General features: G+C 48.3%; 13 protein-coding genes. 3 read left to right on the top strand and 10 right to left on the bottom strand.

Annotation, left to right across the window (positions count from 1 at the left end; genetic code table 11):
* Positions 1 to 72: 72 nt before the first annotated feature.
* Positions 73 to 1,278, bottom strand: coding sequence for a multidrug effflux MFS transporter (locus ACVA6Q_RS01110; protein WP_446646176.1), 1,206 nt, complete (start codon positions 1,276 to 1,278; stop codon positions 73 to 75).
* Positions 1,279 to 1,656: 378 nt separating this feature from the next.
* On the opposite strand from ACVA6Q_RS01110, the gene ACVA6Q_RS01115 reads away from it, so the two are divergent.
* The 3 genes from ACVA6Q_RS01115 to ACVA6Q_RS01125 all read left to right on the top strand — a co-directional run bounded on the left by ACVA6Q_RS01115 (position 1,657) and on the right by ACVA6Q_RS01125 (position 5,324).
* Entirely contained in the window at positions 1,657 to 2,328 is a 672-nt protein-coding gene (locus ACVA6Q_RS01115; protein ID WP_446646177.1) for a Qnr family pentapeptide repeat protein, read from the top strand.
* Between the two features lie 80 nt (positions 2,329 to 2,408).
* On the top strand, positions 2,409 to 2,885 hold the full coding sequence (locus tag ACVA6Q_RS01120) for a hypothetical protein (protein WP_446646178.1): 477 nt from the start codon (positions 2,409 to 2,411) through the stop codon (positions 2,883 to 2,885).
* 264 nt (positions 2,886 to 3,149) lie between these two features.
* On the top strand, positions 3,150 to 5,324 hold the full coding sequence (locus ACVA6Q_RS01125) for a collagenase (RefSeq protein ID WP_446646179.1): 2,175 nt from the start codon (positions 3,150 to 3,152) through the stop codon (positions 5,322 to 5,324).
* Between the two features lie 59 nt (positions 5,325 to 5,383).
* On the opposite strand, the gene ACVA6Q_RS01130 is transcribed toward ACVA6Q_RS01125, so the two are convergent.
* From ACVA6Q_RS01130 to phnH, 9 genes are read right to left on the bottom strand one after another with little or no spacing between them, the layout of a single operon-like run.
* Positions 5,384 to 6,028, bottom strand: a complete 645-nt coding sequence (locus ACVA6Q_RS01130) for a DapH/DapD/GlmU-related protein (protein ID WP_446646180.1) — start codon at positions 6,026 to 6,028, stop codon at positions 5,384 to 5,386.
* Positions 6,025 to 6,792, bottom strand: a complete 768-nt coding sequence (gene phnP, locus ACVA6Q_RS01135) for a phosphonate metabolism protein PhnP (protein WP_446646181.1) — start codon at positions 6,790 to 6,792, stop codon at positions 6,025 to 6,027. The genes ACVA6Q_RS01130 and phnP overlap by 4 nt, the downstream gene beginning before the upstream one ends.
* The gene (gene phnN / locus ACVA6Q_RS01140; RefSeq protein WP_446646182.1) at positions 6,792 to 7,430 is read right to left on the bottom strand and encodes a ribose 1,5-bisphosphokinase; all 639 of its coding nucleotides are present in this window, start codon (positions 7,428 to 7,430) and stop codon (positions 6,792 to 6,794) included. The genes phnP and phnN overlap by 1 nt, the downstream gene beginning before the upstream one ends.
* A 3-nt stretch (positions 7,431 to 7,433) precedes the next feature.
* Positions 7,434 to 8,567 carry an alpha-D-ribose 1-methylphosphonate 5-triphosphate diphosphatase gene (phnM, locus tag ACVA6Q_RS01145; RefSeq protein WP_446646183.1) on the bottom strand — a complete coding sequence of 378 codons (1,134 nt, stop codon included), beginning with the start codon at positions 8,565 to 8,567 and terminating at the stop codon, positions 7,434 to 7,436.
* A 14-nt stretch (positions 8,568 to 8,581) separates the two neighbouring features.
* Positions 8,582 to 9,337: a phosphonate C-P lyase system protein PhnL gene (gene phnL, locus ACVA6Q_RS01150; RefSeq protein ID WP_446646184.1), complete on the bottom strand. Its 756-nt coding sequence runs from the start codon at positions 9,335 to 9,337 to the stop codon at positions 8,582 to 8,584.
* Positions 9,338 to 9,361: 24 nt separating this feature from the next.
* A complete protein-coding gene (gene phnK, locus ACVA6Q_RS01155; protein ID WP_446646185.1) occupies positions 9,362 to 10,204 on the bottom strand; it encodes a phosphonate C-P lyase system protein PhnK in 843 nt (280 codons plus the stop codon).
* On the bottom strand, positions 10,201 to 11,100 hold the full coding sequence (locus ACVA6Q_RS01160; protein ID WP_446646186.1) for an alpha-D-ribose 1-methylphosphonate 5-phosphate C-P-lyase PhnJ: 900 nt from the start codon (positions 11,098 to 11,100) through the stop codon (positions 10,201 to 10,203). The genes phnK and ACVA6Q_RS01160 overlap by 4 nt, the downstream gene beginning before the upstream one ends.
* Positions 11,097 to 12,203, bottom strand: coding sequence for a carbon-phosphorus lyase complex subunit PhnI (locus tag ACVA6Q_RS01165; RefSeq protein ID WP_446646187.1), 1,107 nt, complete (start codon positions 12,201 to 12,203; stop codon positions 11,097 to 11,099). Before ACVA6Q_RS01165 ends, ACVA6Q_RS01160 begins: the two co-directional genes overlap by 4 nt.
* Positions 12,194 to 12,835 (bottom strand): phosphonate C-P lyase system protein PhnH, encoded by a 642-nt coding sequence (phnH, locus tag ACVA6Q_RS01170; RefSeq protein WP_446646188.1) that lies wholly within the window; start codon positions 12,833 to 12,835, stop codon positions 12,194 to 12,196. Before phnH ends, ACVA6Q_RS01165 begins: the two co-directional genes overlap by 10 nt.
* Positions 12,836 to 12,879 lie beyond the last annotated feature (44 nt).

Consider the following 12,879-nt stretch of genomic DNA (forward strand, 5'->3'; position numbering starts at 1 on the left):
CCTTTTACCTAAGTGATTATCGAGTATACAAAAAAAGGGGCGTTTTGCCCCTTTTAGAAATGTTTCGAACAGCTATGCTGCTTTCACAAGATTATCCGTCACAAAGGCGCGATTTCTCACCATCAGCCACATCAAGCCGCCAATCACACCAATACATAGTTGGATCATGCCAAGGTTGGCAATCAGTGATTCTGGTCGAATCGATACCAACAGCATGCCTGCTGAGCCGCAAATCATGGCAAAGAACTGAATTAGCGCGACTGCGGAGCCGGTGTCTTTGTCTTGTTGATCAAGCATTAGGTTGGTCGCTGGAACACGCATCATAATTACCATGAGCGTTGCAGGGGCGCAAAGTAGCGCGAATGCCCATGGAGACGTATCACCGAAGGTAAGTGTCATAACACCAACGGCAACCAATACGGCAAAGCACCCTGATATGACGTTCTGCACGGCGATGTGGCGTGAAAGCTTCATATAAATGGTTGGGCCAAAAGAGGCGACGATGGCATTGAACGAGAAGAAATAGCTAAACTGCTGTTCGGTTAGACCAAACCCGTTGATGTAGATGTAAGAACCCGCCGCGAGAAAACCCATCAAAGCCATAGGTGCGATGGAGAAAATGCACAACAGAATCACAAAGCGCGGGTTTTGAATCACGACACCAAGACGAGTCCAAGATCGCACTAATGAACCTGTGTAGCGGCTTTCTAAGGTCTCTTTGTAGCAAAACGCTAACAGTGATGCACATGCACCAAAAATCGCGAGCGTAACAAACATCATTCGCCAAGAGGCGATTTGCAGCAAAAATGCTCCTAATACGGGCGCTACCATAGGGGCAATGATCACCAGTGACATAATGGTGGCCATGATGCGCTCGCGTTCTCTACCTTCAAACATATCTTTAACGATGGCGGTCGACACCACCGTGATGGCACTGCCCGCAAAGGCTTGCACAACGCGTGAGGCGATAAGGTGTTCAATGCTGCCAGAAAGCGCACACAGAATACTGGCCAGCATATAGCTACCAATACCAACCAGCAAAATGGGTTTGCGGCCAAATTTTTCACTCAGTGGTCCCCAAAACAGAAGACCAACGGCGTAGGTGATGAAATAGCTACTTAATGTCAGGTTGACCATGGACTCGGTGGTATTAAAGACATCGACCATAGTGGGCAGGGCAGGCAGGTACAAATCAATCGTCAGAGGGGGAAAGGCGCTGATAATGACGAGGAAAAATAGGGTGCCTTTTGATCCCAGCACGGGTTGAGGTTGTTTCAAGCTTAAATCCTTCAAGTTGAGAATGTATTGAAGAGCGATAGAACGCATGCGTCAACTAAGGCTGTGAAAGGAAGTTAGTTGACCAAGTCAACCAATTCTATCGTTATTCATTGTTAAGTCAACTAACGTATTGGAAAGCTTATCTATCGCTCTCTCCGGCTCTAAATTATTTTTTTGACATGAGCGTGCGCTCATTGAATTTCATGGGGGTTAGCATGCTGAAATGACCCCTTAAATTGGCTATTCTGCATGTGTTTAAATTGTTGTTTTTAATGAATATTTATTATTAGTTTCAGGTTGCCCTCAATGTTATGCTCCGTAAACCAATCGTGAGGAACACAGTGCCTTTTGGGGCAGCAGCACATATATCGAGAAACTATGTATCAAAGTAATTCGCACTACCAAGACAAAACCTTTCATCAACACGACTTTTCACGGCAGGATTTATCGCAGTCTTCGTTTTCCAACTGCCAGTTCTACCAATGTGACTTTTCTCGTGCTGACTTATCTGATGCGAGCTTCGAGCATTGTAAGTTTATTGATCGTAGCGACTTGGAAGGCTGTCACTTCGATTACGCTAACCTCAAGGATGCCAGTTTCAAGAACTGTCAGTTGGCGATGAGCAATTTTGAGGGAGCGGAGTGTTTTGGAGCCGAGTTTAGAGAGTGTGACCTCAAAGGCGCTAATTTTGCGAGGGCGAGATTTGCCAATCAAGTCAGCCATACCATGTATTTTTGCTCGGTGTTCATTACTGGTTGTAACTTGTCTTACGCCAATTTTGAGCGTCAAGTCATTGAGAAATGTGATTTGTTTGAGAATCGTTGGATTGGCGCTAATTTGCAAGGTGCGTCGCTGAAAGGTTCCGATTTAAGTCGCGGCGTATTTTCGCCTGATTGTTGGGATCAATGTCGCCTCCAAGGTGCCGATCTATGCCATGTGGATCTAGAGGGACTCGATCCAAGGCGCATCGACTTAACCGGTGTAAAGATCTGTGATTGGCAGCAAGCCCAGCTGCTCGAACCGCTCGGTTTAATTGTGATGCCAGCCTAAAAGCTTTGAAGCAAATCAGCCAAATAAACAATGGATTAACTACAATTATAGTGACAATCGGTCCAGTACAAGGATGCAGTATGAAAAGAGTGATCGTCGCGGCCATCACCGCATTGACGGTAGCGGGGTGCAGTCAGCCAGAGAGCCAAGCCAAGCAGTCGCTAGCCATTACACCGCAAAATATCGCCGGAGCGTGGCAGTGCGAATATAAGCTAACGGACATCAAATCCAAGGTGCATGTCGCATATGGAGAGAATGGTGAGTTTAGTGGTCGTGTGTTCCTAAATTATCCTGTGACGACTGGAAAAGGTGCGGTCAAAGTTGAGTTGGTTACCGGGGGCAGTTGGCAGCTAGACGGGACAATGCTGACAGAGCGTTTTGAGGTACTAAGTATGGCGACAGCCAATTCGAATGGTAATGAGTTATCAGAACCATTAGCCGAGGCGCTGCGCGAGTATCAAGAGCTCACTACCGAAGTACTGGAGGTATCGGCAACCACCATGACACTCAAAGAAATGACTGGTGAGCAGACTCAATGCTCTCGACGTGCAAGTTAATGCTTCTTTCTAGTCTATGTACGCAATTAGATTAATGTATATTTTATAAAATCATTTTTTGACTCTACCAGTCCCAGTATCTGAAACCAAATTGGCGTGATGTTAATAAAATGTTTCTGATTCTGGGGTTGGTGTCTAGTTTGGTGAATGTTCCAGTGCGGTGAAAAGCGCACTTTGAAACGACTGCTATTTGCAAAAATTGCTATTGGAAACCATAGCAAATCGCAGCTTGCTTACACAACTAGACCAAAGAGACAAAAATAAATGGAATTGAACAAACTTTCTCTGGCCTTGGCAGCGTCCTTGGTTAGTTTCTCTGCGCTGGCGGATACAGCGCCAGTACCTCAAGTCATTGATGCCGACCACCATCACGCTCATGAAAGTGATGACCATAATGACAACCTAGATACCGGCCCGTCTCAAGAGCGGGCAATCACCATTAATCCTCAACCACAAGTTATGACATTTAGTGTCCAAGCTGTGGCTGAGTGCGATGTGTCCTCTTTCGCGACATCAAACAGCCAAACCCTTATCAATGAGCTGAAAACCCAAGGTGCGGAGTGCGTAAATGACTTGTTTTCCGCTGACAGTCAAATTCAAATCGACGCCTTCAGTTCCAACAATATGTATTACGTGGCCAAACACGCCACTGAACTGGCTAAAACCTATTCCGGAACCGGCAGCGATGAGCTGGAAGCGTTGTTTCTGTATTTGCGTGCAGGCTATTACGCTGAGTTTTATAACGACGGCGTCAGCCTCACTTCTTGGGTAACGACAGCGGTCAAAGAAGCGGTCGATACCTTTGTGGCCAACACACATTTCTATGCCAGCAATGATGCGCACGGCAAAGTGTTGGCAGAAGTGATCACCACCATGGACAGCGCTAGCCTGCAACATGAATATTTAGACGTTATCGAACAGTGGTTAGCTCGCTGGAACGATGATTATGCTCAGCACTGGAATATGCGTGATGCGGTTAATGGTATTTTCACTATTTTGTATCGCGGCCAGTGGAGCAGTGCTTTTAAAACCGCTATTGGTGGGCGAGAGTCTTTAGTGCGCAATCTGGCAGCGTTCGCAAAAGACAGTGCCAAACTCAACTCCCAATCTGAGTTTATGGCTGTCAATGCTGGCCGTGAATTGGCGCGTATGACGCAGTACACCAATACTGCCATCACCCCAGTGGTTACATCAGAGCTCTCCGCCTTATTTGACCAATACACTATGTATGGCAACGGAGATTCAGTGTGGCTTGCTGCGGCGGATGTTGCCAGCTACTACGCGGACTGCGCTGACTATGGCATTTGCGGCTTTGAAACCGAGCTTAAAGGTCTGGTATTGAGCCAAAATTACACCTGTAGCGATACAATTCGTATTCTCTCTCAAGATCTGACCCTTACGCAGCAGCAAGCTGCGTGTGACAAGATGGGTTTTGAAGAAACGCATTTTCACTTTGAATTAGAAACCGGCAATCAACCCGTTGCTGACGATTACAATACCCAGCTTCAAGTTAATATCTTCAACTCCAGTACGGATTACCGTAAATACGCTGGCCCCATCTTTGGTATCGATACAAACAACGGTGGCATGTATCTAGAAGGCGACCCTTCGGTGCAGGGCAATGTGCCCAATTTTATTGCCTATGAAGCGAGTTATGCCAACCCAGATCATTTTATCTGGAACCTAGAGCATGAGTATGTCCATTACCTAGATGGTCGTTTTGATTTATATGGCAACTTTTCGACACCGACTGAGAAAGTGGTGTGGTGGAGTGAAGGGGTGGCAGAGTACATCTCAAAACAAAACGACAACCAAGCGGCGCTGGACACCATTGCTGATGGCAGCGCGTTTACCCTGCAAGAGATATTTGAAACCACCTACGACGGTTTTGATGTCGACCGAATCTATCGTTGGGGTTACTTAGCGGTAAGGTTTATGTTTGAGCGCCATAAAGAAGAGTTAGCGCACATGCTGGTGGAAACCAGGCGCGGTGATTGGACTGCTTACAAAGGTCACGTCAATCAGTGGGCAGTGCAATATCAAAGTGAATTTGAACAGTGGACACAGCAATTGATTGGTGGAGTGCCGGTGCCCGATGTGTGCAGTGGTAATAACGCTACAGGCAGCGGCCGCGTTACGGCTGGTGAGGCGATTTGCCTTTCTTCAAGTGCCCCGCTGTGGCTCAGTGTTGAGGCGGTCAATACCAGTAGCAGTATCGCGATTTCAACCGCACACGGTAGTGGTGATTTAACGCTTCGTTATAGCAACCAAGGCTGGCCAACAGGCTCGGCTTCGGATGTGGTCTCTGCGCAGCTTGGTAATGGCGAGTGTATTGTATTGGATAAGCAAGATAATTATTGGGGCTACATTCAAGTCTCTGGTGAGTACAGTGGTGCATCGCTGATCGTTGAGTTGGATACGACGGAATGTCGACGTTAGTTGTTGTGTGAATGGTTCAATCCCAGCTGCACTTTGGCTGGGATTTTTTCTATAACGCGTTATTGCATATTTTCAAAGTAAGCTAAAAATTCTCGCGTATCCTTTTGAAACAGCGGCAGCGCCATCGCAATTTGCTCATCACTCCAGTCCCACCAAGCTAGCGCCTCTAAACGAGATCCAAAGCTGTCATCCTCAAATCGTGGGCGCAGGACTCGCGCCGGATTACCGACCACAATCGAGTAGGCCGGGACATCTTTTGTCACTACACTTCCCGCCCCAATAATCGAACCGTTTCCGACAGTGACACCAGGTAAAATAATTGCACCATGACCTATCCAAACATCATGGCCGATCACGACTTTGTCTTCTTCACGCCAACTGAACACTTCGTCATCTAATACCGATGGGTTTTCTCCCAAACCGTACTTACCAGGACGATAAGTGAAGTGGTGCAATGTCGGTCTCCACCATGGATGATTGCTTGGATTGACGCGAACAGTAGCGGCGATGGAAGTGAATTTACCCACTTCGGTAAACATTAAATTGCAATCATTTTGGATATAACTGTAATCACCTAGGGTGACATTATTTAACACACATCGCTGAGCAACTTCAGTCCAGCGACCGAGTTCCGTGCGATGTAATTGGCTGCACGGCGAAACGCTCGACTCGGCAGAGAGGGTTGGTGAAAGAGGCTGACTCATAGTTGGATCTCCTGTCCGTCCTGAAGAAGTTGAAAGCTGTCAGAAAAACACTGCGGGTGTTGCTTAGCCCAAAGTAAAACGGTGTGACCTAAATGCATTAGGCCAATGCGCTCACACTGGCATTGCTCAGCGATGGTTTGTACTTGGTAGATATCGTTGTGGTTATTGCTAAGCCTTGTGTGCTCGCATTCGATAGGGGGAAAACTGCAATCGGTCACAATCCAGTTTACAGAGCGTCGTTTAAGCCACTCTGTCGTCGCGTCAGGCAGGCCATTGGTATCGGTCAGATAAGCGATGCAGCGGCCATTAAGCTCAAAGGCATAGCCCATGCAAGGTCGAGAGTGATTGAGGGGAAGTGGCGTGATGGTGATGTCTTGCCACATAAAGGATTGAAACGGCTGTGAACGTTGCGAAAAGTCCAATATACCGGGGTACTTGTACAAGTCATCACACCCTTGCTCATCCTCTGGTGCATGCACAGGAATAAGCGCGCCCTTGCCCCAGCGAAGATCAAATAAACTGTGCACATGGTCCATATGGAAATGTGTTAACAGAATCTTATCGATCGACCCGGATGGAAAGCGATCCAGAAGATCGGGGGCATTGGCATCTAGTAGCAGCTTACGGCCATTGTGTTCAATATAGGCTGAGCTTTTCTCACGTCGTAGGGTTCTATCCTGCCTTGCTTCGGCACATATTTCGCAGTCGCAGCCCCAAACTGGCACCATGGCGCTGTTCCCTGTACCCAACATGACAAGTTTCATTACGACTTCCCTTCAAGCTGAAAACGAATGTCGCGGAACTGCTTAGCGCTGGATTGCACGTCGCCGCTGTTATCAATAGGGTAAAAACCCTCTTGTTCCGATAAGCAAAATTCGCTGGCGCGCTGTAACCTGAGTTCAATCTCTTCGATGGATTCACGCCCTCGGTTTTGCAATCGAGTTCGCAGTACATCTAGCTCGACATTGACCACAATCGGAACCAGATCTGAGCCAAAACACTGCTGCGCTTGAGACAGTTCCGCACGCGAGCCGTTCAGTAAGACAGAAAAGCCTTTATCGAGCCAGGTCTTCACTTCTAGTCCCACGCCGTAGCAGAGGCCATGGGCTTGCCAGCTCATGGCAAATAGTCCTTTCTGCTGTCTAGATAGGTATTCCTGCTTACTTACTGCAATATGGTTTTCACCACCGGCACCGAAGGGACGCGTGATATAGCGATGAGCAACGATAATATCTTCAGGGTGATCGGTGCGAATGGCATTTATCAGGGTATCTTTGCCCGCACCTGAAGGCCCTATCACGTAGTAAAGTTTGCCTTTGCGCTTGGTAGACGCGTTGGCGAAGTCCACAGTAGGTGAAAAAGAAGCATCCGAGGATGCTTCTAATAGTGTGCTAATAGTCATCGGCTAAAACACCTTTTTACCTTGTCGCCAAACACGAGCCACCAACGGATGCCCATCCACTTGCTTCGCCAGCACCAGGTCAGCACGCTTTCCTTCCGCAATCACACCGCGATCATCAAGGCTCAATGCTTGCGCCGGGTTCTTGGTGACCAGTTGAACAGCTTGTGGAAGTGTTAAGGTGTTGCGCTCATCCCATGATAATTTGTAGATACCTTCGAGCAGACTCATTGGATAATAGTCTGACGATAGGATGTCTAATACACCGTGAGAAGCTAATTCGTGCGCAGCGACATTGCCGGAATGAGACCCTCCGCGAACCACATTAGGAGCCCCCATGAGCACTTTCAGTCCAAGTTCATGAGAGCGTTTCGCCGCTTCCACTGTCGTTGGGAACTCTGCGATCACCATGCCTAAGTCTTTTGACTCTTGAACATGAGCCGTCGTCGCGTCATCGTGGCTTGCTGTTGGAATGTTGTGTTCGCGACACTGACGACAGATTTCATTGCGGTTTTGCGTCGACCAACGTTCAGAAAGCGCTACTTGCTTCTTCTCAAACGCCGCCATTTCACTGTCTGTTAGATTGTGTTTGCCCTGATAGTAAGTGCGGTACTTTTCTACATCGACAAACTGGCGCTGACCAGGTGCATGATCCATCAAAGAAACCAACTGAACTTCCGGTAAATCGACGTACTTTTCAAACATACCAACAGTGCTTTCATGGGGCACTTCGCAGCGAAGGTGAAGTAGGTGTTCGGCACGCGTTAGATTACGTTTTTGGCTATCCACCACAGTGTTGATGAACAGATCCAAGTTGGTTTGACGCTTCTCATCTCGAAAATCACCCAGCGCCACCGCATCTAGCACTGTGGTAATGCCTGAGCCAATCAACTGAGTATCATGCGCACTCATCGCCGAGAAAGGCGGCCAATCCACTTTTGGTCTCGGCGTGAAGTACTGTTCTAGGTTGTCGGTATGCAGTTCAATAAAGCCCGGCATGAGAAAGTCACCTTCTCCGTCATAGGCGCCTGTTACCTGGCTTTGTGAATCTGACATGCTAACGATTTTGCCGTCACGAAGCTCTAATGAGCCTTTTACTACTTCGTTCTCAAGAACCAAATTTACATTGGTGATAATCATGCTGCTTTCTCCCGTTATGCGCATGCTGAGATAGGGTTTGATTGAGTATTGCTTTGCTCAGACTGTTGAGAGGCATCGTTTTGTTTCTTCACGTCATACAAACGATCCGCCACCTGATCTCGAGTCGCTTCATCGTGGAAAATCCCCACAATGGCAGAGCCGCGCTCTTTCGCTTCTTGAATCAGATTCACCACAACCGCACTGTTAGTAGCATCTAACGACGCCGTTGGCTCATCTAGCAGCAGAACGGGATAATCGACGATAAAGCCTCGAGCAATATTCACGCGCTGCTGCTCACCACCGGAAAATGTGGCTGGCGCCAAGTTCCAAAGGTGCTCTGGTACATTTAGACGAGTCAGCAGTGTTTTCGCTTTTTGCTGGGCTTGATCGCGGCAGCCACCCATTTCTAACATTGGCTGCATCACGACTTCCAATGCGCTAATACGAGGGATGACGCGCAAGAATTGACTGACCCAGCCAATGGTATGCTTGCGAACATTGATGATTTCACGCGGCTGCGCCTTAGCAATATTGACCCAGCGCCCTTGGTGCTCGACTTCGATGTCGCCAGTATCCACAAGGTAATTGGCGTAAAGTGCCCGTAGCAAAGTGGATTTCCCTGAACCGGAGCGGCCATTAAGCACCACACACTCGCCACTCGCGACGCTAAAGTTGGCGTTGTTAAGAACATCCAAGGTAATGCCATTTTGGTTATGCAGAACAAAGGTTTTGCTTACATTGGAAACGATGATTTTTGTTTCTGTTGTCATGATAGAAATTCCTTTATTCAGTCATCAGTTCTGCAACACGGAAGAAACCAGTAGTTGGGTGTAAGGGTGCTGTGGGTCATCAAGCACTTGGTCTGTTAGCCCAGTCTCTACCACTTCACTGCGACGCATCACCATGAGTCGATGAGCCAGTAAACGGGCCACCGCTAGATCATGAGTGACGATAACCACCGCCAGTTCCAGCTCTGTGACAAGGCGGCGTAATAGGTCGAGAAGTTTTGCCTGTACCGATACATCCAATCCGCCAGTTGGCTCATCCATAAAAATCAGTTTCGGATGCGTGACTAAGTTGCGAGCAATCTGCAAGCGCTGCTGCATACCACCAGAGAACGTCGTTGGCATGTCATCAATTCGGTCTTGAGGAATTTCTACATCAGTGAGCCACTTTGTTGACGCAGTTCGAATGTCGCCGTAATGACGCTCGCCCACGGCCATTAAACGTTCACCAATATTGCCGCCAGCAGACACGCGGCCGCGCAGTCCATCCATTGGGTGTTGGTGCACAACGCCCCACTCAGTGCGCAGTAATTGGCGACGCTGACTCTCTGCCATCGAATAGAGATCTTCAAGTTGAGTCACTTGGTCTTCTCCGCGACCGCGGATGTAAAGCACCTCACCGCTGTCTGGCGTTTGGCGACCCGACAGTGATGTTAGTAAGGTACTTTTGCCTGAACCGGACTCGCCCACGATCCCTAGTACTTCGCCGGGGTACAAATCAAACGAGACATTGGTAAAGCCTTTTCCAGGTGCGTAAAGCTTGGTGAGGTTACGAACCGACAATAGTGGCTGCTCACTTATCTTTGAAGCGTTGGTATCAAATGTCGGCTGTTCTACCGCTAACGTGCTCATGCGTAACTCTCCGTTTCCTTAGCATGGGTGGTGTGTTGTTCTACTTGCTGTGAACAGTAATCAGTGTCAGAACAAACGAACATATGATTGCCTTTGTCATCCATAACAACCTCGTCAAGGAAGGTGTCCGTAGCGCCACAGATGGCACACGGTTCATCCCATTGTTGGATTTCAAATGGATGATCTTCAAAGTCCAGACTTTTCACTTTGGTATATGGCGGAATGGCATAGATTCGTTTTTCACGACCTGCACCGAACAGCTGAAGCGCCGCCATATTGTCCATTTTGGGGTTATCAAACTTAGGGATCGGAGAAGGATCCATAATGTAGCGATCGTTGACGCACACCGGATACGCGTAGGACGTGGCAATATGACCAAATCGTGCGATGTCTTCGTAGAGTTTGACGTGCATTATCCCGTACTCTTCCAGTGCGTGCATTTTGCGCGTTTCCGTCTCTCTCGGTTCAATAAAACGCAGTGGCTCTGGGATTGGCACTTGGTACACCAGGATCTGGTCTTTATCGAGGGTGATTTCTGGAATACGGTGACGCGTTTGAATGATTGAGGCGTCTACGGTTTTCTCGGTGGTTTTCGCGCTTGCCACAGACTTGAAAAACTCTCGAATGGAAACCGCGTTCGTTGTGTCGTCGGCACCTTGGTCAATCACTTTTAGCGTGTCGGTTTGACCGATGATTGCTGCGGTGATCTGAACCCCCCCGGTTCCCCAGCCGTAGGGCATTGGCATTTCACGGCCACCAAATGGCACTTGATAGCCCGGAATCGCAACCGCTTTGAGTAGAGCGCGACGAATCATACGTTTGGTTTGTTCATCAAGGTAACCGTAGTTGTAACCGGTTACACCTTGCGCCGGAGTATGGGTTGATACTTGGCTCATGACTGGCTCTCCTGGTTTTTCTCGCCTTGTGACTGAGTGAATTCATCATGCTCTTTGTGCATCTTACGAAGTAGCTCTAGCTCTGCTTGGAAGTCTACGTAGTGCGGCAGTTTCAAGTGAGAGACAAAGCCCGCAGCTTCTACGTTATCTGAATGCGACAACACAAATTCTTCGTCCTGAGCTGGACCATCAACGGCTTCGTCATACTCTGCCGCCTGCAATGAACGATCAACCAGCGCCATCGACATCGCCTTGCGCTCAGTCGAGCCAAACGTCAACCCATAGCCGCGAGTCAGTTTGGCTTTTTCTGTCTTGCTTCCCACGAAACCATTGACCATTTGGCACTCGGTTAGCTCAACCTCACCAATATCAATGGCAAAACCAAGCTCCTCAGGCACCACGCTTAAATCGCAGAAACCGATGCGGATTTCACCTGCAAATGGGTGATTTCGGCCATAACCGCGCTGCGTTGAATAGCCGAGCGCCAGCAAAAAGCCTTCATCGCCTCGAACCAAGTTCTGTAATCGCGCGCTGCGATCACACGGATAGTTCACCGGATGCATGGTGATATCTTCTGGGGTTTGTTGGTTGTCTTCTTCAGTCGTCATCAAGTCGAGATTTTCAAGAATACTCATCACTTGAGGGCAAGTTTCCATCGCTTGAACATCCGATGTGTCGAGTTGAGGTGCTTCACCCTCAGCAATCAAACTAAAGTCCAGCAGACGGTGGGTATAGTCATACGTTGGACCTAATACTTGTCCGCCTGGCAGGTCTTTATAGGTAGCGGAGATGCGGCGCTCAATGCGCATTTCACTGGTGTTTACTGCCTGAGAAACTGAAAGGCGTGGCAACGTGGTGCGATAAGCACGCAGTAAGAAGATCGCTTCTACTAGATCGCCGTTTGCTTGCTTTACAGCCAGCGCGGCTAATTCACGGTCATAAATGCCACCTTCCGTCATCACACGATCAACGCTACCTGAGAGCTGTTCGCTGATTTGTGCCACTGTCAGTTCTGCTAATTCGGTATTGCCACGACGTTTTTTAGCCTGTAACTGATGGGCGTTGTTAATGGCTTTCTCACCACCTTTTACTGCTACATACATGAGTTCACCTCAACAAGTGTGGTTCGTGGTAGGCAGGCAATGATCTCGTCGCACACTAAGATCAAATCGATACCAAGTGGAAAGGCAAAGTGCTCTTGGCGTTCTTGTAAGAAGTGCTGAAATTCCTGAGCGACCACGCCAATGTGCAGCGCCGATTGTGATTCGATACCCGGTCCTGATAGCGTAAGCGTGATGCCACCTTTAGATGGATTCTCTACAGTACCATTGCTTAAGCTGCCTAGCTCAACGATGACCGTCGTAGATTGATCAGGGTACTCTTCGCAGCCAAGGCTAAATGTTGCTTTGTTCCAATCAAAGTCAGCCAAATCTTGCTCCGCTATCACAGCAAAGCTGGCACTGTTTTGTGTTTCGGTAACGGGACTGCCACAGTGAAAGCGAATGTTTTCGAGAATGGCGGCGTCTTTTCGGTATGACTCTGACAGCCAGATCGGCGTGGCATTGTCGCTTAAACTCAACAAGGTTTGTGTTGCTGCTTTATGCATCGAGCCAAAGCCTTTGCTCATATCTAGAGCGACGCTCTCACCTGGCTCAGACATCGCCTTAAGCAGCAATCTAAAGCACTGCTGGCTGTCGTGGACTGCATCTTTAAATGCAGTAGTAATTGTGGTCATTATCTCTGCCTTACTTGGTTAATTCGTTAAACCAACTTTGTTCA

The sequence above is a fragment of the Vibrio sp. DNB22_10_4 genome, from assembly GCF_052879755.1.

What these genes read in the sequence shown, in the direction of transcription:
- phnK (WP_446646185.1), bottom strand. Translation starts at nt 10,204, where the DNA reads ATGAGCACGTTAGCGGTAGAACAGCCGACATTTGATACCAACGCTTCA.
- phnM (WP_446646183.1), bottom strand. Translation starts at nt 8,567, where the DNA reads ATGATTATCACCAATGTAAATTTGGTTCTTGAGAACGAAGTAGTAAAA.
- ACVA6Q_RS01120 (WP_446646178.1), top strand. Translation starts at nt 2,409, where the DNA reads ATGAAAAGAGTGATCGTCGCGGCCATCACCGCATTGACGGTAGCGGGG.
- ACVA6Q_RS01130 (WP_446646180.1), bottom strand. Translation starts at nt 6,028, where the DNA reads ATGAGTCAGCCTCTTTCACCAACCCTCTCTGCCGAGTCGAGCGTTTCG.
- ACVA6Q_RS01125 (WP_446646179.1), top strand. Translation starts at nt 3,150, where the DNA reads ATGGAATTGAACAAACTTTCTCTGGCCTTGGCAGCGTCCTTGGTTAGT.
- phnN (WP_446646182.1), bottom strand. Translation starts at nt 7,430, where the DNA reads ATGACTATTAGCACACTATTAGAAGCATCCTCGGATGCTTCTTTTTCA.
- ACVA6Q_RS01115 (WP_446646177.1), top strand. Translation starts at nt 1,657, where the DNA reads ATGTATCAAAGTAATTCGCACTACCAAGACAAAACCTTTCATCAACAC.
- phnL (WP_446646184.1), bottom strand. Translation starts at nt 9,337, where the DNA reads ATGACAACAGAAACAAAAATCATCGTTTCCAATGTAAGCAAAACCTTT.
- ACVA6Q_RS01165 (WP_446646187.1), bottom strand. Translation starts at nt 12,203, where the DNA reads ATGTATGTAGCAGTAAAAGGTGGTGAGAAAGCCATTAACAACGCCCAT.
- phnP (WP_446646181.1), bottom strand. Translation starts at nt 6,792, where the DNA reads ATGAAACTTGTCATGTTGGGTACAGGGAACAGCGCCATGGTGCCAGTT.
- phnH (WP_446646188.1), bottom strand. Translation starts at nt 12,835, where the DNA reads ATGACCACAATTACTACTGCATTTAAAGATGCAGTCCACGACAGCCAG.
- ACVA6Q_RS01160 (WP_446646186.1), bottom strand. Translation starts at nt 11,100, where the DNA reads ATGAGCCAAGTATCAACCCATACTCCGGCGCAAGGTGTAACCGGTTAC.